Genomic DNA, 25,565 nt, shown 5'->3' with positions numbered 1-25,565 from the left:
ACAATCAACAACCCTGATCTATTATTTATCATCTTGCCACGCCAACTTAGTGTGATAAAGATCGCTGAATTTTTTTTCTATAAGTGCTTGAATAATGGCGGAGCAAGTGGGGGTTTTTCCCTCAGAAAGGTTATCTTCTCAGTCGTTTTCGGGGCAACCTCTTCAGCCGCTCCGGTATCTCTCCATGAAACGGTTGCGATCATGCACCTTTTTACGGCATGTTTATGGCAACACCTCCCTGCTTTAGATATTCGAATTATCACTTTGTGAGCAACCTGATGATTAAGTGGCTGTGGAAAGCAAATCAACCGCAAGCGGAGATGCTTGCGCAGTGGCAGGAAGCACTGAACATCCCACTGTTGGCTCCGCTGAATGAGCAGGAGCAGCAGCGGCTGGTTTCTGTTGCCAGTAATTTGCTGCAACAAAAGCGGCTGGTGCCATTGCAGGGGTTAGAACTAACACCGCTGATGCAAGCCCGCCTTTGTCTGCTATTCGCACTGCCAGTGATGGAACTCGGCGCCAAATGGTTAGATGGCTTTCATGAAGTCCTTATTTATCCTTCACCTTTTGTGGTTGACGACGACTGGCAAGATGATCTCGGCTTGGTGCACTCTGGCCAAACGGTACAATCGGGTCAAAGTTGGGAACAAGGGCCGATTGTCTTGAACTGGCAAGATATTCAAGATTCCTTTGATTTATCAGGCTTTAATCTGGTTATTCATGAGGCCTCGCATAAGCTGGATATGCGTAATGGTGGCAATTCTAACGGGGTGCCTCCTATTGCTATGCGTGATGTAGCTGCATGGGAATATGACCTGCATCAGGCGATGGACAGTATTCAAGATGAGATAGATATGGTGGGTGTCGAGGCTGCCAGTATGGATGCGTATGCCGCCAGTGATCCGGCCGAATGTTTTGCGGTATTATCAGAGTATTTCTTCAGTGCGCCTGAACTATTAGAAAGTCGTTTTCCTGTTGTTTATCAGCATTTCTGCGCATTCTATCGTCAGGACCCACTCGCCCGATTAAAACGTTGGGAAAATGGGTTAGCGGATAATCAAAACACCGATAATATGCAGCCACTAAGTTAATTACCTATACCTTCGTTGAAGCAGTAAAGAGTCGATAGTTAATAATAAATCGCGGACTGGCCTTATTTAGCCGCTATCTCCCCCCTCTTTGCTCAGATGCTGAGCAGTCAATCGCAATGTACTAATTTAGCGTTGACAGTATCGGGCATGCTAGATATCATGCGCCCCGTTCACACGATTCCTCTGTAGTTCAGTCGGTAGAACGGCGGACTGTTAATCCGTATGTCACTGGTTCGAGTCCAGTCAGAGGAGCCAAATTTATGTTTTCATGCATCTTCACGAATCTTTATAAGTTTTAGATTCAACGAGTTAGTGTGAAAAGTCTTCCCGATGCATTTTCATCTCCCCCTCCGCATCGGGCAAGATTGGTGGTCTGATTTGGGGTCATTTCAGTTCGATTATGGAGTGACCACCTTATGTCTCTGAACGACACTAAAATCCGCAGTCTCAAGCCTTCTGAAAAACCTTTCAAAGTTTCCGATTCCCACGGTCTATACTTTTTAGTCAATCCAAGCGGTTCACGTCTCTGGTATCTTAAATATCGTATCAACAAAAAAGAATCTCGCCTTGGCTTAGGTGCCTACCCTGATGTATCTCTGGCCGATGCCCGTCAGCAGCGTGACGGTATCCGTAAATTGCCGGCGCAGAATATCAACCCGGCGCAATAGCGCTCAGCTGAAAGAGCTATTTCCGCACCAGAAAAAACCTTCAAGTACGTGGCACTGAGTTGGCATGAAAGTAACCGGAAATGGTCAGAGAATCATGCCGCCCGTCTGCTTGCCAGCATGAACAACCATATCTTCCCGATAATTGGACACTTTCCTGTCACTGAACTGAAAACCCATCACTTTATCGACCTGCTGAAAGGCATCGAGAAAAAAGGCCTGCTGGAAGTGGCGGCACGTACTCGACAACATATGTGTAATATCATGCGTCATGCCGTGCATCAGGAACTGATAGAAAACAATCCAGCGGCAAATCTGGACGGTATCATCGCCCCTCCCGTTAAACGCCACTACCCTGCCCTTCCACTGGAGCAACTACCGGAACTGTTGACACGCATTGACGGCTACCAGCAAGGACGAGAATTAACCCGGTTGGCAGTATCGCTCACTCTGCACCTGTTTATCCGTTCCAGTGAGCTGCGTTTTGCCCGTTGGTCTGAGATCGATTTCAGAAACCGAATCTGGACCATTCCCGCCACCCGCGAAGCTATCCCCGACGTTCGCTATTCCGGGCGTGGCGCGAAAATGCACACACCGCATATTGTGCCCCTCTCCCATCAGGCCATCACCCTTCTGAAACAGATAAAGGGAATATCCGGGCATCAGGTGCTGATATTCCCCGGTGACCATAATCCGTATAAGCCAATGTGCGAAAACACGGTCAACAAGGCTTTGCGCCTGATGGGTTATGACACAAAAGATGAAATCTGCGGCCACGGATTCCGTGCCATGGCCTGTAGTGCCCTAATGGAATCTGGAAGGTGGTCACGGGATGCCATTAAACTCCAGATGAGTCATCACCGTCAGGGCGGCCTACAATCATCTGGCAGAGCACCTTGAAGTCAGATATCAGATGATGCAATGGTGGGCTGATTATCTTGATGTGAATCAGTCAAATTATGTTGCCCCTTACCAAAAAAATGACCCGCCCTAAATAGCGTTGACACGTTCCCCCTAATATCAGGAGAACGCGATGAACCAATATGTTAAACGCACGTAACATGATGACTCTCTATCGACCCAAAAAATATATGTACAGGCGTACCAATAGGATCGAGAGATATTCCTATCTAATGTCAAGCATTGTAGAAGTTGCACTGTTACATTGTTTAAGAGGAAATGGCAGCAAACTGCATCAGTGCTCCCATGGCGTCTGCTGCCATCGTTCAAGTAAGAAGTCACTGAAGACGGTCAGTCGGTGCGGCACGGGTTCTCTGCGTGCTCGCACGAGGCTGATTTTGGATGCCACGCCTTCCCAGTCAGGCAAGACACGTACCAGTTGGCCATTGTGCAATTCCTCGTGAACGTCCCAAATTTCACGCAAAGAAATTCCCAAGCCAGCAAGACACCATTCATGTAAAACTTCGCCATTGTCGCTGCAGAGCATGCCGTCGATGACGATGGACTTCTCGCATCGGCCTTTTCGCAGCGGCCATGTGTTTTGCAGTAATCCAGGATAGGCAAACACCAGGCAATTGTAGTGCTCTAACTCTTCCGGTCGTGCGGGATTTCCATGTGTCGCAATAAAGGTCGGCGAAGCCACTAGAATGCGTCGGTTATCGGCGATCCGACGAGCAAGAAGTCTTGAGTCTGCCAACTCACCCATACGAATCGCCAGATCCAGATCGCCTCTGTACAAATCCTGGATCTGATCGGAAAGACGCAGGTCAAATCCAACTCTTGGGTGTAACCGACAAAAATCAGTTATCGCTGGGGCAACAAATTTTCGCCCAAAGGGAGCTGGCGCGGTTAAGCGTATGTGTCCGGTCAGTTCCTGACTTCCGCCTTGAGCAAGCTCTTTCACTTCATCCAAAACAGAAAGGGCAACACGTACTCTTTCTGCAATGGCGCGTCCCTCATCCGTGATACGTAAGTTACGGGTGTTCCTTTCAAACAAGGTCGTCCCAAGAGCCCCCTCTAACCTGGCAATCTGCTTGCTGACAGCTTTGGGGGTAATATGAAGGTTTCTTGCCGCCGCTGAAAAGCTGAGACAGTCAACAACATGCAGAAAGACGGCGAGATCATCGTTGCGCAACTTATTTGGGCCATTTAAGGGAAAGTGTTTGTCTATTTTAGTCACTTTAATACTTAAAGCAAATCATCCAGAATAACCTCTGATGATGTTCATCCCACCTAAGCAGTTTTGAGCTGTGGACGGATGCCCTCCCCCTCTTTACGTTTAAAGGAACCAACAAATGGCACAGCGCATACTGTTCGTATTGACCAGTCATGATCGAAAAGGTCCCGCAGATGCAATGGACGCCGCACCGAGCGGTTTCTACCTGTCTGAGGTAACACACCCACATAAAGTGCTCATCGAAGCCGGTTTCAGCATCGATTTCGTTAGCCCCAAGGGAGGCAAAACCCATGTCGACGGATTGGATCTCGAGGATCCGGTCAATGCTGCATTCTGGAATGATGTAGTGCTTCGTAAGGCCATCGAAAACACGCTGGCACCGTCACAGGTAGATCCCGATGCCTATGCGGCGATCTTCTATGCAGGTGGTCATGCGACGATGTGGGACTTCCCAGATAACACAAAACTGGCCGCTATTGCCGCGAGTATTTATGAGCGTGGAGGAGTGGTCTCTGCGGTATGCCATGGACCGGCAGGTCTGGTGAATATCAAGCTCGCTGATGGTCACTATCTGGTCGCAGACAAGGAAATTTCGGCATTCACCAACGAAGAGGAGCGTGCGGTTGGTTTGTACGAGACGGTGCCTTTTTTGCTCGCCGATGCCTTGCAGGAACGAGGGGCCAGGCATCTGCCAGTAGCAGACTTTCAGGCTCAGGTCGTGGTGAGCGAGAGGCTGGTGACTGGCCAGAACCCAGCCTCTGCTAAAGGTGTTGCTGAAGCGATGCTACCTCTGTTGGTGTCTAGCGCTTATGGGCGGGAATAAGCCATGAACGAGCGCATGCCCTTCGTTATCTACGTCTTCGCGCTCTGTGCCTTCGCATTGGGATTCACCGAGTTTGTCACCATAGGTCTGGTATCCAACATTTCCGCTGATCTGCACTCCAGCATCAGTCAGGTGGGAACGGCAGTGACGGCTTATGCGCTGGGGGCGGTCATTGGCGCCCCGGGACTGACAGCGCTCGCCACCCGCTGGCCACGAAAGCGTCTCCTGTTAGCGGCCATGGGGTTATTCACGCTGGGAAATACGGTGGTGGGTTTGTCGGACACCCTGACGCCTATGTTGGTGGCTCGCTTTGCTTCCGGACTTGGTCATGGTGTATTTCTCGCTGTGGCCTCCAGCGTTGCCACACAACTGGTTGGGCCTAACCGCGCCGGTGCTGCGGTTGCGGTTGTCTTCGCAGGTCTGACGCTTGCCTTGGCTTTGGGCGTACCGCTAGGGACTTACCTGGGTAGTATCTTGAGCTGGCAGGTGATCTTCATGGCTGTGGCCGCCTGTGGCACAATCGGCTTCGTGGGCCTACTGATCCTGATGCCGACCGACCACAATGATACTTCGGCGCAGGCCAACGCGATGGATGGCCTCAAGGCTATATTCAATCCGCGCCTCCTGGCAGGTGCTGGCATCACTGTACTGGCTTATGCTGGCTCGTTCACGTTCTACACCTACATTTCGCCTATCCTGCTGGTAGTAACCAAAGTCAGCGAAAGCACTGCCAGCCTGCTGATGCTGGGCTATGGCGTGATGGCTGCTGTCGGTAATGTCTGGGGGGGGCGCCTAGCCGACCGCAGAGGTGCTGATGCGGCAGTGATGACAGTACTGATCGGTTTGGTCGTGGTGTTAATTGCAATCTGGATATTTGCTCCATCGCTGACGCTCATGGTGTCACTGGTAGGCCTGTTGGGTGCGCTAACCTACGCCGCAGTGCCCGCCTTACAGGCTCGTTTGATCGGACTATCGCACATCCATGCACCACAAGCACCTGCGGTAGCTGCCGGGTTGAATATCGCAGGCTTCAATGGCGGCATTGCACTGGGTTCTCTGCTGGGCGGGGTAAGTCTGGGGACGATGGGGTTGGCCAGCACTGGATGGGTCGGTGCGTTCACTGTTTGCCTGGGCATTATTTGGATGCTCTGGCAGATCCACCGTCCCGCGTTCCAGGATACTAGAGTTAAAGGATAGTGTAGGCCTTCAACTGATTCGCTTATAAGTGTGGTGCTTACCCTGCTAAGTAACAGAGCAACTTATTGCTGACTGATGGGTAAAATAAGACTCTACTCTGATTTGAGAATGGTGCTAAGCGCACCTCTCGTAGCGCCAAAAGTCGCAGCCTTGGTAAGTTCCAGGTATTGCTTTAAGATCTCTGACGAGTTGTCTGGGGAATATGCAACAGCGATACCACTGGACAAACTTTTAGCCTCTGCTTTTAGTCGTCGAAAGACAACGCCCTGCCGCTTGACCTTCTGTAGTGATGAAAAGATGAATGCGATCCCTTGTCCCTCGGCAATAAGGCCGAGCAAGATATGGTGATCATCGGGTTCAGGGATCATGTTGGGTTTGAAGTCAATCTGTTCGAAGAACGACTGGCAGTGATCATAAAAACCTGGGTTCAGTCGCCGTTCAAAGCGAAATATTGACTCACCGCGAAGGTCATCAAAGCCTAGACTGCGCTTACGGGCAAGAGGATGAATGGCGGGCAATGCGACTATGAGTGGATCCTCAAATAGCATCTCGACCTTCAGACCTTTAGCCTCGGTATGCAAGCCGATAAAGGCTACATCCATTATTCCGTTTTTGATATCCCGCACAAGACTGATCGAATGCTTGCCTTGAGTAACAATCTGCCAGTTAGGGAAACGCTGACGTAAAGGCTCAAATACATCAGGAATAACGCTTCGGTCAAACACGGTTGTGTAACCCACGACGAACTTACCTGCAACGATAACGCGTGCCGCTCTAGCGGCAGCTATGGCCTTATTTGCTTGCGCTAATGTCCGCCTGACCTCGGGTAAAAATGCGGCACCTGCTTTTGTCAGTGTCACCCCGCTCCGGGTTCGCACGAACAGCTCAACGCCCAACACCGCTTCGAGCTGCTGGATCTGCCTGCTCAATGGGGGCTGGGATATGTGTAGTCGCGCCGCAGCCCGCCCGAAATTAAGCTCCTCGCTGACAGCAAGGAAGTATCGAAATTGTCGTAGATCTATAGGTTCATTCATACCTAAAAGGTATCACAAAAATGGTATTGGATGAACCCATTGGGTGAAATGTAAAGTGCACACATCAGTTAACTAAGGAGTGATGATGAACAACGAACGCTATGTCAGAGGCTGGGAGAAGCTCAAAGAGATTGATGGAAAAGCGGGTGAGAACGTCATAGAAAGTCTGGAAGATATCGCCCCCGACTTTGCTCGGCTACTCATTGAGTTTCCGTTTGGTGACATCTATTCAAGACCGGGACTCGACCTCAAAACTCGAGAACTTGCCGTGGTAGCATCCCTCACAGCGATGGGGAACGCATCTCCACAACTCAAGGTGCATATCTATGGCGCTCGCAATGTTGGCTGCTCTCGGCAAGAGATCATCGAAGTTATCATGCAGATGGCGGTTTATGCTGGCTTTCCTGCTGCAATCAACGGCCTACTTGCCGCTAAAGAAGTCTTCTTGCAGGAAAGAAGCTCTTCTGATCTCTGCGGCTGATACTCATTATGGCAGCTTCACCGAGTTGGTCTATAGCACAACCAAAAGTGATCAAAAGATATATTGATGTTGGACAGCGTAGTGTGCAGGCACCACGTTTTAGATTCACTCATTGCGGCGTAAAGTTACAAATGCATAAATTCACAAAATCAATACTTACTAACAGAACCATGGCTGCTTCACTCCTGTGTTTATTGATGAACCCAGTGCATGCCGGAGAACCCCTATTCACAGGGTTCCAGTCACCCACTGCTATCGTAACCGCACAAGACGGTATGACCTACGTATCGGACTGGAGTGCCGATACTGTAACGCGCATCAGTGCAGATGGAAGACGTACCATCTTAGCGCGCAACATTCCTGCGGCCTCCGGCTTGGCGCTGGATAGCGCAGGAGGACTCTATGTGAGCTCGTATTCAGGCCATTACATCCTACACATCGCTGCCGATGGGAAGAGTCGTCGAATTGCCGAGAACTTGGCTACACCTACTGGGATCGCTTTTGGACGCAACGGGCGGTTGCTTGTCGCGAACCGAAGTTCTGGGGAAATACTCTCTATTGATGTCTCAACCGGACAAGCTGAGATCGTGGCTCGGTCACTTTCGCTGCCAGTCGGCGTCGTGGAAATGGAAGATGGTAGCCTGGTGGCGTCTCAGTATGGCGGGCGAGTGACTCGGATCTCGCCTGATGGGAAACATCAGGAGATGGGGGCCAGTTTCAATCGTCCAGGCGTAGGTATTTTGTCTGATGGCAAAGATGCTGTGTTCGTTATTGACAACGGTGCTAACGTAGTTCGGAGAGTAACGTTTGATGGTCGCTCGACCATCGTGGTCAATGATTTATCTGGGAGTGCGGTCGCTCTGGGTCGAGGACGTAACGCTGATTTATTGGTGGGGACCTGGGTAACAGGAAATGTCTACAGCATTCGGCCCTAAGTGATGGGTTTTTGGGGCTGCGACAGCACCACGGGCAGTTAAGGGACACAGCCCAATTTCCCTCCATTCTTTTATATGGTTAGTCAGAGAATTCGATCGCACATTCTGCTCTAAACTCAGAGTTTTTGTAGACTTCATGGCTGGCCATCTTCTCCCTCTTCAGGAAGGTTGAACCGCTATGATGTTTTCATACAACAGTGCGCTGCGGCAGGCCGCTTATTGCGAATTGTCAGGTTCCAGTTGTTGTTTCAGCCATTCAAATGAACGCTTGATCAGCTCAGGCCTGTTTCTGATGTAATGGTCCATGTCTTCGATGCGCCAATACGTCACATCCACACCGGCTTGCTTTGCTTTTTTATAAAAATCATCGTTTGATTGGATCAGTGTGTCTTTCACGCCGGTCACCATCAGGAGTTTCCCCTGTCTATTTTTATAATCCGGCCCAGGGTATGTCAGGGCATCGGCCATATAAGCGTCGTTGCCAGCTTCGAGGGTATGAGAGTAATTGGCTCGGTAAGACTCAACGAATTCGCCCCCAAAGCCCGTCACTTTATCGACCTACTGAAAGGCATCGAGAAAAAAGGTCTGCTGGAAGTGGTGGTCCGTACAGTCCAAAAATAAACGCAGTAATAACCCGCCTATCGTCGAAGGCGGGTTATTAACGGTGCTAAATATTGCTTATTCCAGTTGCCAGGCTCCGGCATCGCATAATATCGCCGTTCCATTCCAGGCAAATAAACTTAACTCACGTCGATTGGCATCAGGATAAATTCGGCTGCTGAGGCATGCCTCGCCATCATTAACAAATACTTCTACCGAGGAGCTATCGATATATAAACGCAAAGTAAGAGCAGTTCCGGCCACCAGCGGTACGCTGCGCGTGCCACATAATCCGTGCTGAGGATAGTAGCGCTCAAGCACTAAACGCTGCATTTGGGTGTCTGCATAGACGCGCAGACCTTCACCAAGGCTTAGACCATACTGTTCAGCATCACAGTTCGCGCAATCCCAGTGAAGCACAACCTCCATGGCCTCCCCCTTGTTCGCCGTCAGGATCTGCTGGTTTTTCAAGGTGCTGACAGGCCACGGGAACCAAGCCTGGCGCAGAGCTTCTACCTCTTTCGCGGGCCGCATCTGCAGGTGATTGTTCTCATCAAGACTCAGTTCACGCGGCAGAGACAACATCCCGGCCCAGCCGTCCTGTTGTTCCGGTAGCGGCGACTCCCACATATCCAGCCAGCCAATGACGATGCGGCGGCCATCCGGCGTGAGGAAGCTCTGCGGGGCATAGAAGTCGTGTCCGTGATCCATTTCGACAAATTCTCCTACGCGGACAAACTGCTGTCCGGGCTGCCAGTCACCCACCAGATAGCCGCTCTGGAACAGGTTGCGGTTCTCAAAACCCTGCGCGGCTATCCCCTGTGGAGAAAACATCAAAACGCGTTTACCATTGAGGAGAAAGAAGTCGGGGCACTCCCACATAAAGCCCATACCGGTTTCCGCCTCATCCAGGATCCCTTCTTCCTGCCATTGGCGCAGATCAGCTGAGCGATATAACCGTACTTGCCCAGTATCGCCAACGCGCGCACCGACGACCATGTACCAGCTATCCTCTTCGCGCCAGACCTTAGGGTCGCGGAAGTGATGCAAACCCGGAGGAGTATCCACAATGATCCCCTCACGCTTGAAGTGAATACCATCGCGGCTCGTTGCCAGGCACTGCACCTGATAAAGGTTCTCTTCATTGCTGGCGTCGCCGTGAAATTTGTGCCCGGTGTAAATAAGCGCCAGGGTATCGCCATCCACCACCGCCGAACCAGAAAAACAGCCGTCTTTGTCTTCCGGCCCTTCCGGGGCCAATGCAACGGGTAAGTGCTCCCAATGAAGTAAATCTTTGCTACGCGCATGTCCCCAGTGCATCGGTCCCCACTGGGTGGAATAGGGATGATGCTGGTAAAATGCGTGATAACAACCCTCAAACCAAATCAAGCCATTAGGATCGTTAATCCAGCCAGCCCTTGCGGCCAGATGATAGCGCGGGTACCAGCGCAGGTTTAGCACCTCGTGTTTAGCTTGAAGTTCCTGTTCAGCGTTAGCAATTGAGTACGTCATAGTCTTCACTCTTTTCATTCAGATAGTGGAAAGTTGCGGCGTTTGCGGATCCCTGGAGGGTTTACTGGAGTGCAACAAGAAGATGGATATAAAGGTGATACAAAACACCATCAGCCCCATAACTAGATAGGACTGAGCAAATCCATATTTTTCGTAGCTGTAGCCTGCGAGGGGTGACAACACGGTGGCTATCACTGAGCTCGTACAGGCAAAGCCCACCAGATAGAGCGTAGATGAGAGTCGTTTATCGAAGTTAAGGCTGTTGTATTTGAAGATAGCGATTAACAGTATCGGGAGTTCAACGGCGTGTAACAGCTTAGTGATGGAGATAAGCAGTGGACCCTCCACTAATCCGGAAACGATCATGCGCATCGCCATCACCATTCCGGCGAAAATCAGACCATTTTTGGCACCGACTCGATTGACCAACCATGGAGCACAAAACATACCGGCTGCCTCAAGGAACACCTGAAACGAATTTAGATATCCGTACATGGCGTTTCCTTCATGTTGCGTCGGGAACTGTGAGGAAAAGTAGACCGGGAACTGTTGATCGTAGACGCCGTAAATACAGGTCCCGACGACAAAGAACACTAGAGCCCAGAAGCGCGGCAGGGTCAGCAGGCGTAATGCATCTTCCAGCGTGACTTTTCCGCCTGACACGGCCTCCTGCATTGCGTGTGGTGCCGAAGAGACGCGTAACCGCATCAAAAGCATAAAGAAGACCAGACCGGAGCAGCTGGCGACCACGAAGTTTAATTTCGGGTTAATATTAAACAGCAGCCCGGCGAAAAACGTTGCCACGGCCCAACCCAGCGATCCCCACATTCTTGCTTTTCCGAATTCAAACTGGCTCTGGCGAGCGACACGCTCAGTGTAGGATTCCAGGACACCAATACCGCCATTGAATGTCAGACCGATATAGACTCCACCAAAAAAGCTGCCGAGAAAGACATTAATTTTCAAAAGATGGCCAAAAAGCAGATAGGCCGGACCAGAAAAGATCAACAATGCCGTGATAAACCAGAGCAGATTCTTACGCAGACCGAGCTTATCCTGAATAAAACCATAACAAATTTGCACAAACAGAGTGGAAAGCGACATCACTGAAAAAATGATCCCGGTGTCTCCTGCTTTCAAACCGACCTCCTGATGCAGCCAGATAGAGAGCAGCGAACCTGTGGCAGACCAGGTCACAAAGAAAAAGAATAATAAAGCGCTGAGTATCAGATAACTGTGAGAATGATGGGTTTTCATCATGGCAATCTCATGCTGAAGTGGTGCCAAAATGATAACGTTAACACAAAACAAAACTCATGCTATTTTACTGCAATTATAGATGTTAATCACAAAAGTTAACGTTAACATTGTCGGTATGAGATCATGATCAACTTTTCTGATTCACAGCAATCAACACACGCAATTCAAAATCACGTATGATCGTTTTACATCAGCAAGTTAGTTTTATAGCCTGTGGCGTAGTGACTAGTTTGGAGCAAGAAGAATGGCATCCCTGAAAGATGTGGCAAAACTGGCAAACGTATCGCTGATGACTGTTTCCAGAGCATTAAACTCCCCGGAACGCCTGAAGCCGGAGACCTTGTCTCGCGTACAGTCCGCTATCGACGCGACTAATTATGTACCCGATTTATCGGCAAAAAAAATACGTGGCGCTCACGCGATTCCAAAAACCATCGGTGTGTTGGCACTTGATACCGTCACCACACCCTTTTCAGTGGAAATCACACTCTCCATCGAAGAAACTGCACGTGCGCATGGCTGGAACAGCTTTGTGGTTAACATGTTTTCCGATGACAGCCCGGAAAATATCGTCGATTTGCTTCTCTCGCATCGGCCGGATGGCATTATCTATACAACTATGGGATTGCGGCAGGTGCCGCTACCCGAGAAGCTGTTAAGCCTCCCCTGCGTACTGGCTAACTGCGAAAGCTTACATCAGCAGGTAGCGAGCTATATTCCGAATGATGAACAAGGACAATATTCTGCGGTGCATGCACTTTTATCCGCAGGTTACCGTCACCCACTCTGCTTACATTTACCTGCAAATCAACTTGCTACCGTCAGGCGCCGTAAAGGTCTGGAGCAGGCATGCACGGAAGCGGGTGTGGCTCCTGATACACTTGATCACTATTACATGGAGTGTGGGGATGAACATTATCGCGATATTCCCGACATGCTGCTGGTGCATATCCACCACGGTAAACCTCATTTCGATTCAGTGATATGTGGTAACGATCGTATCGCCTTTATGGTCTATCAGACGCTACTGGCACAGGGATTAAGGATCCCCCATGATGTCGCGGTGGTAGGCTACGATAATATGGTGGGTATCGGTGACCTTTTTTTACCACCACTTTCAACGGTGCAATTACCCCATTACGAGATCGGACGCCTTAGCGCGCTTCATATTATCAACGGTGAGTCTCATCAGAGAACTGTGGCAGTTGAAAGCCCATTACTACTCCGTGAATCAGTGAAAAAAGCAAAGTAAATCAGCTTTACCTCTTCAATTCAGCTGATCCCCTACTGAAAATAGTACCAGTATAAATTGAAGAGTCTGATCTTTCTTTCCATACCATTACATCCTTGTTGCAACTGAATTAAAACTGTATAGAGGGCCGTCTCCGATTGAACAACTAAATATTTATATTGATTCCAAAATCTCCGCCAGTACATCCCGCGGCCGTTCAAGAACGGCCAGATGAGTTTTGGCATTCTCCAAACGTTTAACTTTAAAGAAATCATGCGCCAAAGCGAAACGCTATTGTAAAGCAAGGTATTCGTCGTTTCTGTCGAGGGAATAGATATGAGTAGCCTTCGGTGGGTTTTTGAGTTTTCGAGGCATTGAAGCGGCGAGCCGTAATGATGATAGGCATCAGCGATCACCTGCCCTGCAAGTCGCCACAGTTGGTAGCTGGATTCTGCCATCTCAGTTTTAAGATGATGGACCATAATGGGTGAGTCGCTTTCTGCCAACCAAAATTCGTACAGATGACCCCGTGCATATTGTCAGCGATCTTCATGCTGCATCTCTCTGATTGCAGTGAAAAACTCCGTCACAGGCTGATTCATGATCCAATCAAGGAATATCACCGCAGGTACACGTTCCTTTAAACTGTCCACCAAATCAACAGCTATCCAACTGGCATGTGCAATGGAAACCGGTACTATCCGGGTCAAGCCGAGATGTTCAATCAGTGTCAAAGCTTCTGTTAATAAATCCGCACCGTCAAAATCTTGACCATCAGTCGATGATTTTCCATGATCACGCCAGTCTATAATGACAACAGGGAAGAAAACGGCACCAACCCGGCATGAGGAACAGAGTTGTGTCGCCCATACCGATATCTTGATAATCGATATCACCACAGTTTGCCCGTCCGTTCGTTAAAACTAATAAAAACGACTTCGTTGATGCCGAAGCTATCTGTGAGGCTGCATCACGTCCATCAATGCGCTTCGTTCAGCCTAAAACGGAGTCTCAACAGGCCATGCGGGCCCTACATCGGGTTCGTGAGTCTCTGGTGCAGGATAAGGTCAAAACGACTAATCAAATGCATGCTTTTCTGCTGGAGTTTGGCGTCAGCGTTTACTGACGATCCCCTGTGTGGGTACGCTGACAGCCAATACCATTTCCACTGAGCTTGGTGACGGGAAGCAGTACGCCAGCAGCCGTGATTTTGCGGCAGCAACAGGACTGGTACCACGTCAGTACAGCACGGGCGGCCGGACGTCGTTGCTGGGGATCAGCAAGCGAGGCAACAAAAAGATCCGAACCTTACTGGTTCAGTGTGCCAGAGTTTTTATACAAAAACTGGAACACCAGTCTGGCAAGCTAGCCGACTGGATTAGGGATCTGTTGTGCCGAAAAAGTAATTTTGTCGTGACCTGTGCTCTGGCAAACAAGCTTGCCAGAATAGCCTGGGCACTGACGGCACGACAACAGACGTTCCATGCGTAAGGTCAACAATAATAATGATTTTAAACAGCCACTTATCTGGTTTTGCGAATAATGATTATTGATGATACGAACGGCCAACCGGCCTGTTGAGGAATCTGTAAAACGGAAAGGCTCATCTGAAGCCGTATATTTTCTAGAGGCGGAACTCATCGAGGCGCGGGCAATTAAGCTCATTCAGACGCCGGATAGATTCAAGCAAGCCAACGATATCTTCAAAATCAGTGTTGCAAAAATGGGAGTGAGCATAGATTCCGTTTTCCAAGCGGACCCAAGTACATCTACCCATGCGGCCCCTTATCCAATAACAGCATTAACCTGATAGCTCACCGGCATAAACTTGAATAATCAACAACAATGGCATCCTCCACGACCGTATCTTTGACGTTCTGTAAGACTCAGTGTCCTAAGTTAGTTACCCACATGATATAGACAAAGTAATGTAGTCGTTTTATGGAATTCAATATCAATGACATGTCAATAATTTTGATAAATAAAATCGGTATTTCTAATATTGTAATGAGTGACTTAATTTTTTTCGAGGGTGAAAAAAGTGTATTCTTATTTAAGCCGTGTACATTGAATGGAGAAAAGTGGCGTACCATGTAAGAATGTTCCTACGGATGACTGCGCGCACTCCTATATATACATTGTCTGGGTTAATTCATAATGGTTGTATGGAATGTTGCTTTCTTATTCTGGGTTAATAGTTATAGAGAATAACATTTTTATTGTTGGGGATGATTTTCATTTGATATTTTCACTAAGGCGATAGCAAAAAAACCTAGTGGAATATTGATTGTTTTATTTGTTTCAGTCCCGCTTTTAAAATCTTCTCTGAAAGAATGAGTGGATTGGATAGTATCGGCATTATTAGTATTGGGTAATGCTAGCATACTTTCAACTATCGGGTTATTTACCACACCATCACATAATACAAATTATGTTGATTTGCTTATAAAATACTATTTATGGATTCAAAAATGAAAAAAAACTTAATGGCGCTTGCATTAGTGGCTTCTGGCATTCTGGCGTCTTCAGCTTATGCGGCTGACGGTACGATTAACTTCGAAGGTGAAATTACCGATTCTGCATGTATTGTCGATACCAATTCAGAAAATCTGACTGTTTCCCTTGGTCGGGTTTCTGCCGCATCATTTGCCGGAGCTGGGTCTTACTCTTCCGCAACCCAGTTCCAACTGGTTCTGAAGGAGTGCCCAGCCTCTGCAACAACGGCTATCATCAAGTTTGATGGCACCAGTGTTGCTGGTGATAACAGCGTATTGGCTTTGACACCTGGTGCTGGTGTGGCTACGGGGGTAGGTATTGAGTTGTCCGATGCCAGCCAACGTGTGGTTAATTTATACACTGAATCAGCACCTTATACTCTGGTAACTGGTGCAGGTTCTGAGACCAACTTGGACTTCACTGCGCGCTACAAATCGCTCGATACTACTGTCGGTGCCGGTATTGCAAACGCATCTGCACAGTTTACTGTTATCTACCAGTAATTGTTATTTGGTCTGTAAAACAGGCCAAGTATTGTTGAAAGCAGGTCGGTTTTTTTGCCGACCTTGCTGTATACCATCCAACACAACAGTTTATATTATTAGTGTTTTGGGGTGTCCCATAATATTAAGAATTGAAATGGTTATCATTAACATTATACAAAGTAAGTAAAATTAAACAGATTAGCGTTAAATAAAGTGTAAGTGTATTTGAAATAATTATACTTCATTTAACTCTTATCCAAATTAGAATACAGGAAATACACACATGAAGTTATGGTTAATAGTATTAGCTACGGGGTTATTTGCCCCGGCATTTAGTTCAACTGCAGGGGTTGTAGTCGGTGGGACTCGTCTTATTTATGATAGCGAAAAAAAAGAAACCACATTAAACGTAAGTAACCCAGATAAAGTCCCTTATCTGATCCAGTCTTGGGTGGACACTCAAGATGGAGGAGCAGCCAAGGCTCCTTTTATTATTACTCCACCATTATTTAGGCTGGACAGTAACAAGGATAATGTATTACGTGTTGTACGGGCCGGCGGAAATTTACCGGAAGATAAGGAATCACTGTTTTGGTTGAATGTTAAATCTATTCCTTCTAGTGAAAAGATAGATAACACCCTACAAATTGCTGTCAAAACACGTATCAAGCTGATTTATCGCCCACAAAGCATTAAAGAAACAGTAGAGCAGTCAGCAAAAAGCATTAAATGGCAGCGTAGCAGTAATACCTTGAAAGCCATCAATGACTCGGCTCATTACATAACCTTCTTTTCCGTCAGTATGGGAGGGAAAGATATTCCCAACGTCACTATGGTTGCACCAGGTTCAACACTGAATATCAATTTGCCTGCGGGTATGACTGGAAGCAGCGTCAGTTGGAAGATTATTAATGATTACGGCGGGACCAGTGAAGCTTATCAAGCCTCACTATAAATCGAATCGGTTGTAAGTTAACAACCCTGCCGCGTCAATACTTTGGGTAATAGAAAATGAAAAATGGGCTGGGTAAAGACCCTATTAAAAAAATAAAACATAATATTCATTTGACGCGGTTGAGCTATTTCATTTTGTGTCAGTTGGGCTTACTGATGACAGATATTAGTAGTGTACGAGCAGAAGATTATTTTAACCCAGAGTTACTTGAGCTGGATAATCCATCCCAAGCCGGTGCCGATTTATCTGTATTTGAGCGAAATAATGCACAGGCTCCAGGGGTTTATCGCGTTGATGTCCTGTTGAATAACGAATTCATCGATACTCGCGAACTGGAGTTCGCCCTAGTAAATGATACCACCGCGAAGGAAAGCCTGCAGCCTTGTCTGACAATCGATGAGTTGGCGCAGTTAGGTGTCAAAGTCAGTGCATTTCCAGGGCTGGCAAATGAAGGGTGTGTGGACCTGTCCACCGCTATTCCTCAAGCTTCGACAGAGTTTCGCTTTGACCAACAACAGCTCAACCTGAGCATTCCGCAGGCGGCGCTGACCAGACAGGTTCGTGGATATGTCTCGCCAACACAGTGGGACCAGGGGATTACTGCGTTGCTGGCCAACTACAGCTTTAGCGGTTCTAACTCTCGAGTAAGTCATGAGGGGAGTAACAGCAACAGTTACTTTCTGAATTTGCGCAGCGGGGTGAATGTCGGCCCATGGCGACTGCGTAATTATTCAACTTGGAACCGTGACACTGCCGGAACCAATGAGTGGAATTCAATCAATACCTATTTGCAGCGTAACATTATTGCCCTGCGCAGCCAGCTCACATTGGGTGACAGTAGTTCTCCCAGTGATGTTTTTGACAGTGTGCCATTTCGCGGTGGTCAGTTAACTTCGGATGAGGAGATGTTGCCGGACAGCATGAAAGGGTATTCACCGGTAGTTCGTGGGATTGCTAAGAGTAATGCTCAGATAACTGTACGCCAAAACGGCTTTGTTATTTATCAGAGTTATGTCTCACCTGGGGCATTTGAAATCAATGATTTGTACTCTACGTCTGGTAGCGGTGATTTGGCGGTAACGGTCACTGAAGCCGATGGCAGTGAACAGAATTTTGTGGTGCCTTTTGCGTCAGTCCCGGTATTACAGCGTGAGGGGGCATTGAAGTACAGCCTAACTGGCGGCAACTATCGCTCTTCTGACCGCAGTGTAGATAAAACGACATTTGCACAAGGAACCGCTATTTACGGGTTGCCCTGGGGGTTGACGGTATACGGTGGTATTCAAGGCGCTGGGAATTATCAGGCAGTCTCTGGCGGTTTCGGTAAAAATATGGGCCGTATTGGGGCAATTTCACTGGATATTACCGAGGCGCAAGCGACTTTCTCCGATGAGAGTAACAGCAGTGGCCAGTCATGGCGTTTTCGTTACGGTAAAAGCTTTGTTGAGACAGGGACCAACTTCAGTCTGGCCGGTTACCGTTACTCCACACAGGGTTTTTATACCTTGCAGGAAACACTGGACACGTTTAACAGCAATAATAACCAACCGAACCAGCAACATAAACGTAGCCGTGCTGAGGTCGTTGTGAGTCAAAATCTGGGGCAATCTGCCGGTTCTTTGTCAGTAAGTCTCATTGATGAAGGCTACTGGGACAACGGTCAGAAAACACAATCAATGAGTGTGGGGTATAGCAACAGTTGGCAAGGTATTAGCTATGGCATCAATTATAACCGTAATAAAAATGCCGCCAGCAGTAATGGGACCCGCAGCGAAACGACTGATCAGGTCGTTGCGCTTAATGTCAGTATTCCGATTGACCGCTGGATGAGTAACTCATGGGCAAATTACAGCATGAGTAGCACCAAAGGCGGTCGTACTACACATAACGTTGGGGTGAGTGGTACCTCGTTGGAAAATAACAATCTTAGCTGGGGTGTTAACCAAGGGTATACCACGCAAGGTGATGGGAGCAATGGTAACGTGACGGCCAGTTATGACGGTAGTAGTGGCCAAATTAATGGCGGCTACAGTTATGACAAAAGTCAGAATCGCATCAACTATGGTGTGCAAGGTGGTGTGGTTTTTCACTCGGGTGGGGTCACTCTTTCCCAGTCACTGGGTGAAACGGTCGTGTTGGTGAAAGCCCCCGGTGCAGAGGGAGTGGCTGTCAATAACAATCGCGGAATTAGAACCGATGCCCGTGGTTATGCGGTAGTGCCTTATACCAGCCCGTATCGCAGTAATCCTGTCAGCCTCGATACAGGCTCGCTGCCTGATGATGTTGAATTGGAGTTAACCAGTCAAACGGTGATCCCAACACGCGGGGCGGTGGTAGTGGCCAATTATCAAACCAAAATTGGCCAGCGAGTGATGATGACATTGCAGCGCAGCAATGGTCAGCCGGTGCCTTTCGGTGCCACAGTCAGCGATGCGTCAACTACATCAGAGAATGGATTTATCGTTGGTGATGAGGGACAGGTTTATCTAACCGGGATGGCAAATAGCGGCAAACTGCTGGTGCAATGGGGTAAAAATAGCGATAGCCAATGTGTGGTTGATTATCAATTGTCGAAACACCGGACTCAGGATACGACGTCAAACGGTATCCTGATGATGCGTAGCCGTTGCCAATAAAGGAACAAAAGAGATGAAGAATACCGTTAAGATGATGGGAGCTCTGTTGTTTTTATACAGTACCCACTCCTGGTCTTTCTCTGCTTGTACGACTGAGTCTGCTGGCGTCACTATCAATGCACCGCCGCTACTTGTTGTTCAGCGAGATGTACCCGTCGGTGCGCGGCTAGCGGTACCGGAATTCACGTCACCAGTCCTGCTGTTATTCAGTTGTCCTGCTGGGAGGACCTATCCCACGGGCGGACAAAATCTTGCTGTTAAAGCAGCAACAGCTTTTTCTGGTATGACTGCGGGTGGTGGTGCGCGCATTTACGCAACTAATATACCCGGTCTGGGGATACAATTGGGGGGGGTTAACTCCCAAACTTTGACTGTTTCTGGCTGGATTGGGCGTGCACCCAATATAGATGGCAATGTGAATCAAGGCGCATTTATTAGTACTAATGGCGTGTTTAAGACAGCGGAGGCCGGCGCGGCAGTCACTTTTTATAAAATAGGGGCGATGTCGTCAGGCGTTCTTACTCAAAAAGTCGGGTCACTGATTCTTGGCAATGCAACAAGTTGGGCTAAACCCGAAGTGCCCGTCAGTATTATAGGGATGAATGTGACGGTATTAGCCTGCTCGCTCACAACACCGACAATAAGTGTCCCGTTGGGGAATGTATACGCGGCTGATTTTACCGGAGTCGGTACCACCAAGGGTGATAAGGAATTTAATCTGGGGCTGAACTGTGCTGCGGGTACTAAAGTCAACGTTGCTCTGGCCGGTACACAAAACGCAGACACGGTCAATACCAGTGTGCTGGCATTGACCGGGGCAGGAAGCGCGGGGGTAGCAAAAGGGATTGGTGCACAAATTTTATATAACAATACACCACTTAATATTGGCAGCAAGTTGTTATTAAAAGAATCCGCTGGAGGGATAGAAACATTTCCGTTTAAAGCGCGTTATTACCAGACACTGACCAGTATTTCTCCGGGCACTGCAAATGCCACGGCCACCCTGAGTATTACGTATCAATAATTTAAATGCTATCTATTAACTATTTTTGTGAGAGTAAAATAATGTTATCAACCCCAAAATATATACTGGCAGGTTTCGGTTTCCTTGCGGCCCCAATAATCATGGCGGCAGATACTAGCACGATTAATATTACTGGCAATGTTATAGCATCTCCTTGCACAGTTAATGCGGCTAACTCGGCGATGAATATTAAACTAGATGATATTCAGGCCACGGATTTAAGTGCTGCGGGAGCTGCAAGCCCATGGAAAATTTTTACGATTACACTGATCAATTGCCCTGTTTCGACCACCAAAGTAGATGCGGCGTTTTCTGGCACTGCTGATACACAAGACGCGGCCCGTTACAAAAATGCCGGTACGGCCACCAATCTTTCTATTGAGCTAACTGACAGTGTCGGGACTAATTTGGGGCCTGGGAAAGTAACCAATGTGTCAGTAAATGCAACCAGTAAAGAGGCGGTTTTTAGCTTAAAAACGCGAACATATTCTGCTCGCGGGGGGGTTATGCCAGGAACCATTAACGGTACCGTTCTGGCCACCTTTACGTATCGATAGCATTATTGCCCAATCTATAATATGGACAGCAAGATGAAACTGCATACTTTTGGAATATTATTGATATCCGGCATATTAAGTAGTGAATGCATGGCGGCGGCATCTGATCTTTCTATTAGCGGCAATGTGGTCGCCAGCCCGTGTGTCATTGATGTTGATAGTGCTAATCAGACGATAGATTTCGGTCAAAGTCGCAGTGGCGATTTTGTAACTGCAGGTCAAGGGGGAGAATGGAAACCTTTCTCTATTATGTTAACTGAGTGTCCGTTAACCACTCGCCATGTGATGGTGTCACTGACAGGCACCTCTAATCCTGATGATGATACTCTTTACATCAACACCGGGTCGGCACCCCATGTAGGGATACAGATTGCGGAGGGCCAAACACAACAAATCTTGAGACCGGGTAGTCAGGTTACGGTAGCGGTCGATAGCATCAGCAAGAAGGTGACCATCCCTCTGGTCAGCAGACTTTATAGTACTGGCCAAATCAGCGCAGGTTCGGTAAGAGGAGCACTGCAACTTAATTTTACTTATCAGTAAGTTCAGGTTTGAGATAATGTTCATTTCATTCTCAAAAACTGAAATTCACACTCTTGATGATGGCCTCTATATGGATGTGCGCTCCGATCCCAATTGACTTCAAGTGAAGAGCATTAATCGAGGAGTCGCTACAGTTCGTTTGTAAGTAATTACATTTTAAAAAGTATGATTTAAAGTTAATGGTAAATTTCTTTCATCACTACGCTTCCCGTCCTAGATAAAGCATTTCACAATAATGATATTTATTATTAGTAATTAATGAAAAATAACAATACTGATATCCAGTCGATGTTATGTAATAAGTTTATTATTTTAATCTTGCCATTTAGTTAACATATATATAACCAAACTTTACTCAATTAAAAGAGGCTTGGTTGTGCTATGTGACTTCAGTATTTAGTGCGAAAAACGTAAGTTATATATTGTGAGTAAACAAATATTAGCACTGTGTTGCACTATCGTTATTATATTGAGTTGTAAATATACCCTGATGTTTTGTTAAATTATTGGGTGTTAATTTATTTCGTTTAATGTTGTATTTTTTGTTATTTGAGGTTTTTCATGATGAATTTAATTATATTTAGCCGTAGTGGGTTGATTTTATTTTCTCTGCGCAAAATGGTCATGGATGTTATGGAAAATGATCCTTCGCTATTCGAGATCACTTTGTGCACTGAGTTTAGTAAATTTGTTGATATTCTATTGTATAAAAATGATGTTATATGTATTTTCGATATTGATGGTATTAGTGAGAAAGAACAAGGGAGTGCCATTGGTTTTATTAAAGAACGTTTCGGAATTGCGTCTCTATTGATATTGAGTAAAAATGGCACCGTGCCATTTGTCAGTAATGTCATGATAGAAAATCAGTATGCTATTGCAAGTAAAAAACAGTTTTTATCAGAGATTGGCCTAAAATTTTTAAATTTGGTTCGCGTTAGGCGTTCTGGTTTGGCACAAATAATTGGTTATGAAAAGGTGATTGATGATAGCGAAAAAGATGAGTTAACCGTCCGTCAACGTCAGGTTTTAAAACTCATCATCTCTGGTATGAATGTCAATCAGATATCTAAGAAAATTGGTATAAGTAATAAAACAGTTTATAACCACAGAAGAAATATTTATAAAAAGTATAATGTTGACAGTGATCTAGAACTTTACTACAAAGTAAGAGAAATGTTGTCTTATTGACGATGGGAGACTTATTTCAGTAAGGGGCTACGCTCAAATAAACGGGACTTGTCTAGCATGCAAAACTATCAACTTACCTTAGTCAATTCCAGTTAAGCTGATCTTAGTAAATAACATTTACGGAATGAGTACTCTTCGAATCCGTGAGAGTGAGGAATTAAAAAATGCCGACCGATATTTGAAAAAAAGCAGTATTGCACATAGTGTTTTGGCCGCCACTTTTGTAATATTGCCGAAATATCTGTTTTTACCAATAGCCTCTATACTATTGAGATTGTTTTATCGTAATATTTACGTTTATCTCTGAGCAATATTGCTTCATCTGGCTATATGCAGCAACCTCATTTTTTATCTAAAGCGAAGCTGAACAAGTGATATAGGTTGTACCATCTAAAGGGAAGCTGAATAGATTGCCATTCCCCAGATAGACATAATGCCGTTCGTTACTATCATTGGTAAGTTCCCTCACCCAATAATTACCCGAAAACCAACCATTAGAGTAACTGCCCATAGTCCCCCACTCATTCCACAATCTCCCGTTTGCGTCTCTACTCGATCCCGTTGGCATCATTGGCACTCTGTCGGTCATCTGGCTATAATTTGGTATGGTGTAATCCCCCACAAGTGAGCTGCACCATGTTTGTGCATCACTGTATCTCATAAGGTTGAAGCTGTTGTTTCTAAACCAGCGGCCTACGGTAAATCGATAAGTTAATAGCGAACCATTGGTTTTATGTTCAGCAGTTATGGTAACTGTATTATTGCCAGAAGTGGGTTCCTGATTAAATCTAACACTCCCGACAGCATCCACACTGACCCAGCCCTGATCGGCATGCCAGTTATACTCTGTATTCTCCGCAGTGGATTCCCCAATGACTAACTGGAATACTGCTCCTGTGAACCCTGTTTTAGGGAACCCATCATTGACTGAGAAAGAAGTGCCATTGACTAAAATATGCGTCATCTGTTTTTCATTGAAAAATTCAACAGTGGCCGTAGCGGAAAGACCGCTACGTGTCGTTGCCGTAACCTCACTTCTGGCCGCCGTATTGCTGGTGAGGAATATTTCTACTTCGCCATTACTGTCGGTTTCACCGCTGGTATAAAGTAGGTTAACACCGTTTGTGGCAGTGAAGTTCACAGTTTCGCCCACTACATCATTGTGATGACGGTCGTTCACTCTGACCAATATCCTATTGTCATCTGATCCGTTGGCAACTGCATTATTTTGAGTCACTTCCGCATTAATGAGCTCGGCAGGACCCGCAATAAATAAGGTATCTATAGATTGGACATCCTCATCAATACTTGCCGTTACCTTAGTGGACCCAGAGATAAAATTTGTTACGAAAGCAGTTGTAATACCATCGGTTCCAGTTGGCTCATTCGGTGTGACTACACCTAAATTATTTGCAGAAAAATGTACAACCGCATTCACTGCAGGCGTACCATCCAGATATTCAACAGTCGCACGAACTGTATTAACAGCAAGTCCATCTGCAACAGCACCCAATGGTGATTCAGCCCATATCAGACTGGAGATAGCCCGTTGCCATTTAATATTGATCGTACTGGGTAGTTGAACCGGTAATCCAACGCTGGGTTCGGTAATACTGGGGTCTGTCTGTGGAGTTACGACCACATTCAGCTCACTGCCTACAATTATGTCGCTGAGACTCAGCGTATAATTTTGACTCGTCGCACCGCTAATAAGGTTACCGTCCAGTATCCACTGATAGGTTGTTCCAAATTCGGTATCACTGTCTGCGTCGTTAAAAGCAGATGTCACCGTAATCACATCTCCGACCCGTGGCTTGGTATTGTTGACTGAGAGGATTGTCGTCGGCGCTCGCCCGTGAACGGGCGCTGTTGATTGTTGAACAGCCTGCACTGCCTGGCTCATGATGACCATCAGGATCAGTAATAGTCTGATTAACAATTCATTAAAGATAAAATGACGGTGCAGCATCCAGTGTATCCATCATACTAATATTACGTTAATTGACCCCGACACACTTAACAAACTAAGCATGCCGGGGTTTACTCTTTATTACAGACTCAGTTAGTTGCTAACAACAACCTGAATCCTCAATCTCTGGTCTGTACGTACCGGTGTATAGGTATTACTCGTTGCTCCGCTAATGTCAATGAACGTATTCGTTCCTTGTCCAGTTTCAATCTGCCACTGGTAAGTTACACCATTACAGGCACCGCCCGCACACGTTACTGTCGCAGTCAGTGCAGAATCAACCTGAGGATAGCCGCCGACTTCGCCGGAAACTGTTACGCCAGTGACTGTACCGCCAGCAATGACCGTCAAGGCATTAGAGGCAACGGACAAACCAACGGCAGGATCAGTAATTGCCGGGTCTGTATGCGGCGTAACCTCCACAGTAATAGTTTTGCCCAAATCACCAGCAGCTATAGTGTAGGTATTTGATGTTGCTCCTGGGATATCGACACCATCGGCCCGCCATTGATATGTTTCCGGTATCGCTGCATCACCGTCAGCATCGCTGAATACGCCGGGAGTACTGATACTTAACGTATCTCCGACATCTATCAAACCATTGCCGTTGGCATTATCTGAGACAATAGTGCTTTGAGTGACTACAGGGGCACGCCCTATAACGTTGGCAGTCGGAATGGATGTAACGAGCGCCCATGCAGACCCTGCTGTCAGCAGACTCAACAATATCCCCAAGACGAGAG

The 25,565-nt window shown here is 47.1% G+C and carries 22 protein-coding genes, 1 tRNA gene and 3 pseudogenes; 17 read left to right on the top strand and 9 right to left on the bottom strand.

The annotated features are described in order from the left end of the window. The first annotated feature begins 278 nt into the window (after nucleotides 1-278). The 3 genes and pseudogenes from mtfA to Q2T71_RS07470 all read left to right on the top strand — a co-directional run bounded on the left by mtfA (nucleotide 279) and on the right by Q2T71_RS07470 (nucleotide 2,750). Complete coding sequence (gene mtfA, locus Q2T71_RS07480) at nucleotides 279-1,091, top strand: DgsA anti-repressor MtfA (RefSeq protein ID WP_372558625.1); 813 nt, start codon at nucleotides 279-281, stop codon at nucleotides 1,089-1,091. A gap of 179 nt (nucleotides 1,092-1,270) precedes the next feature. After that, a tRNA-Asn gene (locus Q2T71_RS07475) sits at nucleotides 1,271-1,346 on the top strand. A gap of 161 nt (nucleotides 1,347-1,507) precedes the next feature. After that, nucleotides 1,508-2,750 (top strand): annotated as a pseudogene (locus Q2T71_RS07470) (tyrosine-type recombinase/integrase). Nucleotides 2,751-2,951: 201 nt separating this feature from the next. Here the strand turns inward: Q2T71_RS07470 and Q2T71_RS07465 are convergent. Then, a complete protein-coding gene (locus tag Q2T71_RS07465; protein ID WP_372559877.1) occupies nucleotides 2,952-3,851 on the bottom strand; it encodes a LysR family transcriptional regulator in 900 nt (299 codons plus the stop codon). 160 nt (nucleotides 3,852-4,011) lie between these two features. Here Q2T71_RS07465 and Q2T71_RS07460 point away from each other — a divergent pair, with 160 nt between their 5' ends. Together Q2T71_RS07460 and Q2T71_RS07455 are read left to right on the top strand one after the other, a co-directional pair. Beyond that, nucleotides 4,012-4,716 (top strand): type 1 glutamine amidotransferase domain-containing protein, encoded by a 705-nt coding sequence (locus Q2T71_RS07460; RefSeq protein WP_372558624.1) that lies wholly within the window; start codon nucleotides 4,012-4,014, stop codon nucleotides 4,714-4,716. Between the two features lie 3 nt (nucleotides 4,717-4,719). After that, nucleotides 4,720-5,913 carry an MFS transporter gene (locus Q2T71_RS07455; RefSeq protein WP_372558623.1) on the top strand — a complete coding sequence of 398 codons (1,194 nt, stop codon included), beginning with the start codon at nucleotides 4,720-4,722 and terminating at the stop codon, nucleotides 5,911-5,913. Between the two features lie 92 nt (nucleotides 5,914-6,005). On the opposite strand, the gene Q2T71_RS07450 is transcribed toward Q2T71_RS07455, so the two are convergent. Beyond that, the gene (locus Q2T71_RS07450; RefSeq protein ID WP_372558622.1) at nucleotides 6,006-6,947 is read right to left on the bottom strand and encodes a LysR substrate-binding domain-containing protein; all 942 of its coding nucleotides are present in this window, start codon (nucleotides 6,945-6,947) and stop codon (nucleotides 6,006-6,008) included. Nucleotides 6,948-7,032: 85 nt separating this feature from the next. On the opposite strand from Q2T71_RS07450, the gene Q2T71_RS07445 reads away from it, so the two are divergent. Both Q2T71_RS07445 and Q2T71_RS07440 read left to right on the top strand, forming a co-directional pair. Then, nucleotides 7,033-7,428, top strand: a complete 396-nt coding sequence (locus Q2T71_RS07445; protein WP_372559876.1) for a carboxymuconolactone decarboxylase family protein — start codon at nucleotides 7,033-7,035, stop codon at nucleotides 7,426-7,428. A 404-nt stretch (nucleotides 7,429-7,832) separates the two neighbouring features. Continuing rightward, nucleotides 7,833-8,363 (top strand): hypothetical protein, encoded by a 531-nt coding sequence (locus Q2T71_RS07440; protein WP_372558621.1) that lies wholly within the window; start codon nucleotides 7,833-7,835, stop codon nucleotides 8,361-8,363. A gap of 216 nt (nucleotides 8,364-8,579) precedes the next feature. Here Q2T71_RS07440 and Q2T71_RS07435 read toward each other — a convergent pair whose 3' ends face one another. Beyond that, nucleotides 8,580-8,831, bottom strand: coding sequence for a hypothetical protein (locus tag Q2T71_RS07435; RefSeq protein WP_372558620.1), 252 nt, complete (start codon nucleotides 8,829-8,831; stop codon nucleotides 8,580-8,582). Between the two features lie 75 nt (nucleotides 8,832-8,906). Between Q2T71_RS07435 and Q2T71_RS07430 the strand changes: the two are divergent. After that, nucleotides 8,907-8,978, top strand: a pseudogene (locus Q2T71_RS07430) (hypothetical protein); the annotation flags it as partial. 63 nt (nucleotides 8,979-9,041) lie between these two features. On the opposite strand, the gene Q2T71_RS07425 reads toward Q2T71_RS07430, so the two are convergent. Together Q2T71_RS07425 and Q2T71_RS07420 are read right to left on the bottom strand one after the other, a co-directional pair. Beyond that, the gene (locus Q2T71_RS07425; RefSeq protein ID WP_372558619.1) at nucleotides 9,042-10,475 is read right to left on the bottom strand and encodes a glycoside hydrolase family 32 protein; all 1,434 of its coding nucleotides are present in this window, start codon (nucleotides 10,473-10,475) and stop codon (nucleotides 9,042-9,044) included. 18 nt (nucleotides 10,476-10,493) lie between these two features. Further along, on the bottom strand, nucleotides 10,494-11,735 hold the full coding sequence (locus Q2T71_RS07420; RefSeq protein ID WP_372558618.1) for an MFS transporter: 1,242 nt from the start codon (nucleotides 11,733-11,735) through the stop codon (nucleotides 10,494-10,496). A gap of 244 nt (nucleotides 11,736-11,979) precedes the next feature. On the opposite strand from Q2T71_RS07420, the gene Q2T71_RS07415 reads away from it, so the two are divergent. Next, the gene (locus Q2T71_RS07415) at nucleotides 11,980-12,987 is read left to right on the top strand and encodes a LacI family DNA-binding transcriptional regulator (RefSeq protein ID WP_372558617.1); all 1,008 of its coding nucleotides are present in this window, start codon (nucleotides 11,980-11,982) and stop codon (nucleotides 12,985-12,987) included. A 518-nt stretch (nucleotides 12,988-13,505) separates the two neighbouring features. On the opposite strand, the gene Q2T71_RS07410 is transcribed toward Q2T71_RS07415, so the two are convergent. Next, entirely contained in the window at nucleotides 13,506-13,865 is a 360-nt protein-coding gene (locus tag Q2T71_RS07410; RefSeq protein WP_372558616.1) for an alpha/beta fold hydrolase, read from the bottom strand. Between Q2T71_RS07410 and Q2T71_RS07405 the strand changes: the two are divergent. Then, nucleotides 13,856-14,457 (top strand): annotated as a pseudogene (locus tag Q2T71_RS07405) (IS110 family transposase); the annotation flags it as partial. The gene Q2T71_RS07410 and the pseudogene Q2T71_RS07405 sit on opposite strands and share 10 nt — an antisense overlap. 725 nt (nucleotides 14,458-15,182) lie before the next feature. Here Q2T71_RS07405 and Q2T71_RS07400 read toward each other — a convergent pair. Beyond that, nucleotides 15,183-15,350 (bottom strand): hypothetical protein, encoded by a 168-nt coding sequence (locus Q2T71_RS07400; RefSeq protein WP_372558615.1) that lies wholly within the window; start codon nucleotides 15,348-15,350, stop codon nucleotides 15,183-15,185. Between the two features lie 87 nt (nucleotides 15,351-15,437). Here Q2T71_RS07400 and Q2T71_RS07395 point away from each other — a divergent pair, with 87 nt between their 5' ends. The 7 genes from Q2T71_RS07395 to Q2T71_RS07365 all read left to right on the top strand — a co-directional run bounded on the left by Q2T71_RS07395 (nucleotide 15,438) and on the right by Q2T71_RS07365 (nucleotide 22,853). Next, nucleotides 15,438-15,965 carry a fimbrial protein gene (locus Q2T71_RS07395; RefSeq protein WP_372558614.1) on the top strand — a complete coding sequence of 176 codons (528 nt, stop codon included), beginning with the start codon at nucleotides 15,438-15,440 and terminating at the stop codon, nucleotides 15,963-15,965. Nucleotides 15,966-16,230: 265 nt separating this feature from the next. After that, nucleotides 16,231-16,902 (top strand): molecular chaperone, encoded by a 672-nt coding sequence (locus Q2T71_RS07390; RefSeq protein WP_372558613.1) that lies wholly within the window; start codon nucleotides 16,231-16,233, stop codon nucleotides 16,900-16,902. Nucleotides 16,903-16,958: 56 nt separating this feature from the next. Then, a complete protein-coding gene (locus Q2T71_RS07385) occupies nucleotides 16,959-19,538 on the top strand; it encodes a fimbria/pilus outer membrane usher protein (RefSeq protein ID WP_372558612.1) in 2,580 nt (859 codons plus the stop codon). A gap of 13 nt (nucleotides 19,539-19,551) precedes the next feature. Beyond that, nucleotides 19,552-20,562, top strand: a complete 1,011-nt coding sequence (locus Q2T71_RS07380; RefSeq protein WP_372558611.1) for a fimbrial protein — start codon at nucleotides 19,552-19,554, stop codon at nucleotides 20,560-20,562. 5 nt (nucleotides 20,563-20,567) lie between these two features. Then, entirely contained in the window at nucleotides 20,568-21,119 is a 552-nt protein-coding gene (locus tag Q2T71_RS07375; protein ID WP_372558610.1) for a fimbrial protein, read from the top strand. Between the two features lie 33 nt (nucleotides 21,120-21,152). Continuing rightward, on the top strand, nucleotides 21,153-21,662 hold the full coding sequence (locus Q2T71_RS07370) for a fimbrial protein (RefSeq protein WP_372558609.1): 510 nt from the start codon (nucleotides 21,153-21,155) through the stop codon (nucleotides 21,660-21,662). Nucleotides 21,663-22,223: 561 nt separating this feature from the next. Beyond that, a complete protein-coding gene (locus tag Q2T71_RS07365; protein WP_372558608.1) occupies nucleotides 22,224-22,853 on the top strand; it encodes a helix-turn-helix transcriptional regulator in 630 nt (209 codons plus the stop codon). A 352-nt stretch (nucleotides 22,854-23,205) separates the two neighbouring features. On the opposite strand, the gene Q2T71_RS07360 is transcribed toward Q2T71_RS07365, so the two are convergent. Next, nucleotides 23,206-24,822, bottom strand: coding sequence for an Ig-like domain-containing protein (locus Q2T71_RS07360; RefSeq protein WP_372558607.1), 1,617 nt, complete (start codon nucleotides 24,820-24,822; stop codon nucleotides 23,206-23,208). Nucleotides 24,823-24,915: 93 nt separating this feature from the next. Continuing rightward, nucleotides 24,916-25,545 carry a ZirU family protein gene (locus Q2T71_RS07355; protein WP_372558606.1) on the bottom strand — a complete coding sequence of 210 codons (630 nt, stop codon included), beginning with the start codon at nucleotides 25,543-25,545 and terminating at the stop codon, nucleotides 24,916-24,918. Nucleotides 25,546-25,565: the final 20 nt, after the last annotated feature.

Origin of the sequence: Yersinia sp. 1652 StPb PI (assembly GCF_041538345.1) — a bacterium.
GTDB lineage: Bacteria > Pseudomonadota > Gammaproteobacteria > Enterobacterales > Enterobacteriaceae > Yersinia > Yersinia enterocolitica_E.
This window is presented reverse-complemented; position numbering and strand designations above follow the sequence as displayed.

Bases quoted from the DNA above. Each gene is read 5' to 3' on its own strand.
- mtfA (WP_372558625.1), top strand. From the start codon at position 279: ATGATTAAGTGGCTGTGGAAAGCAAATCAACCGCAAGCGGAGATGCTT.
- Q2T71_RS07460 (WP_372558624.1), top strand. From the start codon at position 4,012: ATGGCACAGCGCATACTGTTCGTATTGACCAGTCATGATCGAAAAGGT.
- Q2T71_RS07455 (WP_372558623.1), top strand. From the start codon at position 4,720: ATGAACGAGCGCATGCCCTTCGTTATCTACGTCTTCGCGCTCTGTGCC.
- Q2T71_RS07450 (WP_372558622.1), bottom strand. From the start codon at position 6,947: ATGAATGAACCTATAGATCTACGACAATTTCGATACTTCCTTGCTGTC.
- Q2T71_RS07445 (WP_372559876.1), top strand. From the start codon at position 7,033: ATGAACAACGAACGCTATGTCAGAGGCTGGGAGAAGCTCAAAGAGATT.
- Q2T71_RS07435 (WP_372558620.1), bottom strand. From the start codon at position 8,831: ATGGCCGATGCCCTGACATACCCTGGGCCGGATTATAAAAATAGACAG.
- Q2T71_RS07425 (WP_372558619.1), bottom strand. From the start codon at position 10,475: ATGACGTACTCAATTGCTAACGCTGAACAGGAACTTCAAGCTAAACAC.
- Q2T71_RS07420 (WP_372558618.1), bottom strand. From the start codon at position 11,735: ATGATGAAAACCCATCATTCTCACAGTTATCTGATACTCAGCGCTTTA.
- Q2T71_RS07415 (WP_372558617.1), top strand. From the start codon at position 11,980: ATGGCATCCCTGAAAGATGTGGCAAAACTGGCAAACGTATCGCTGATG.
- Q2T71_RS07400 (WP_372558615.1), bottom strand. From the start codon at position 15,350: ATGCTAGCATTACCCAATACTAATAATGCCGATACTATCCAATCCACT.
- Q2T71_RS07395 (WP_372558614.1), top strand. From the start codon at position 15,438: ATGAAAAAAAACTTAATGGCGCTTGCATTAGTGGCTTCTGGCATTCTG.
- Q2T71_RS07390 (WP_372558613.1), top strand. From the start codon at position 16,231: ATGAAGTTATGGTTAATAGTATTAGCTACGGGGTTATTTGCCCCGGCA.
- Q2T71_RS07385 (WP_372558612.1), top strand. From the start codon at position 16,959: ATGAAAAATGGGCTGGGTAAAGACCCTATTAAAAAAATAAAACATAAT.
- Q2T71_RS07380 (WP_372558611.1), top strand. From the start codon at position 19,552: ATGAAGAATACCGTTAAGATGATGGGAGCTCTGTTGTTTTTATACAGT.
- Q2T71_RS07375 (WP_372558610.1), top strand. From the start codon at position 20,568: ATGCTATCTATTAACTATTTTTGTGAGAGTAAAATAATGTTATCAACC.
- Q2T71_RS07370 (WP_372558609.1), top strand. From the start codon at position 21,153: ATGAAACTGCATACTTTTGGAATATTATTGATATCCGGCATATTAAGT.
- Q2T71_RS07365 (WP_372558608.1), top strand. From the start codon at position 22,224: ATGATGAATTTAATTATATTTAGCCGTAGTGGGTTGATTTTATTTTCT.
- Q2T71_RS07360 (WP_372558607.1), bottom strand. From the start codon at position 24,822: ATGCTGCACCGTCATTTTATCTTTAATGAATTGTTAATCAGACTATTA.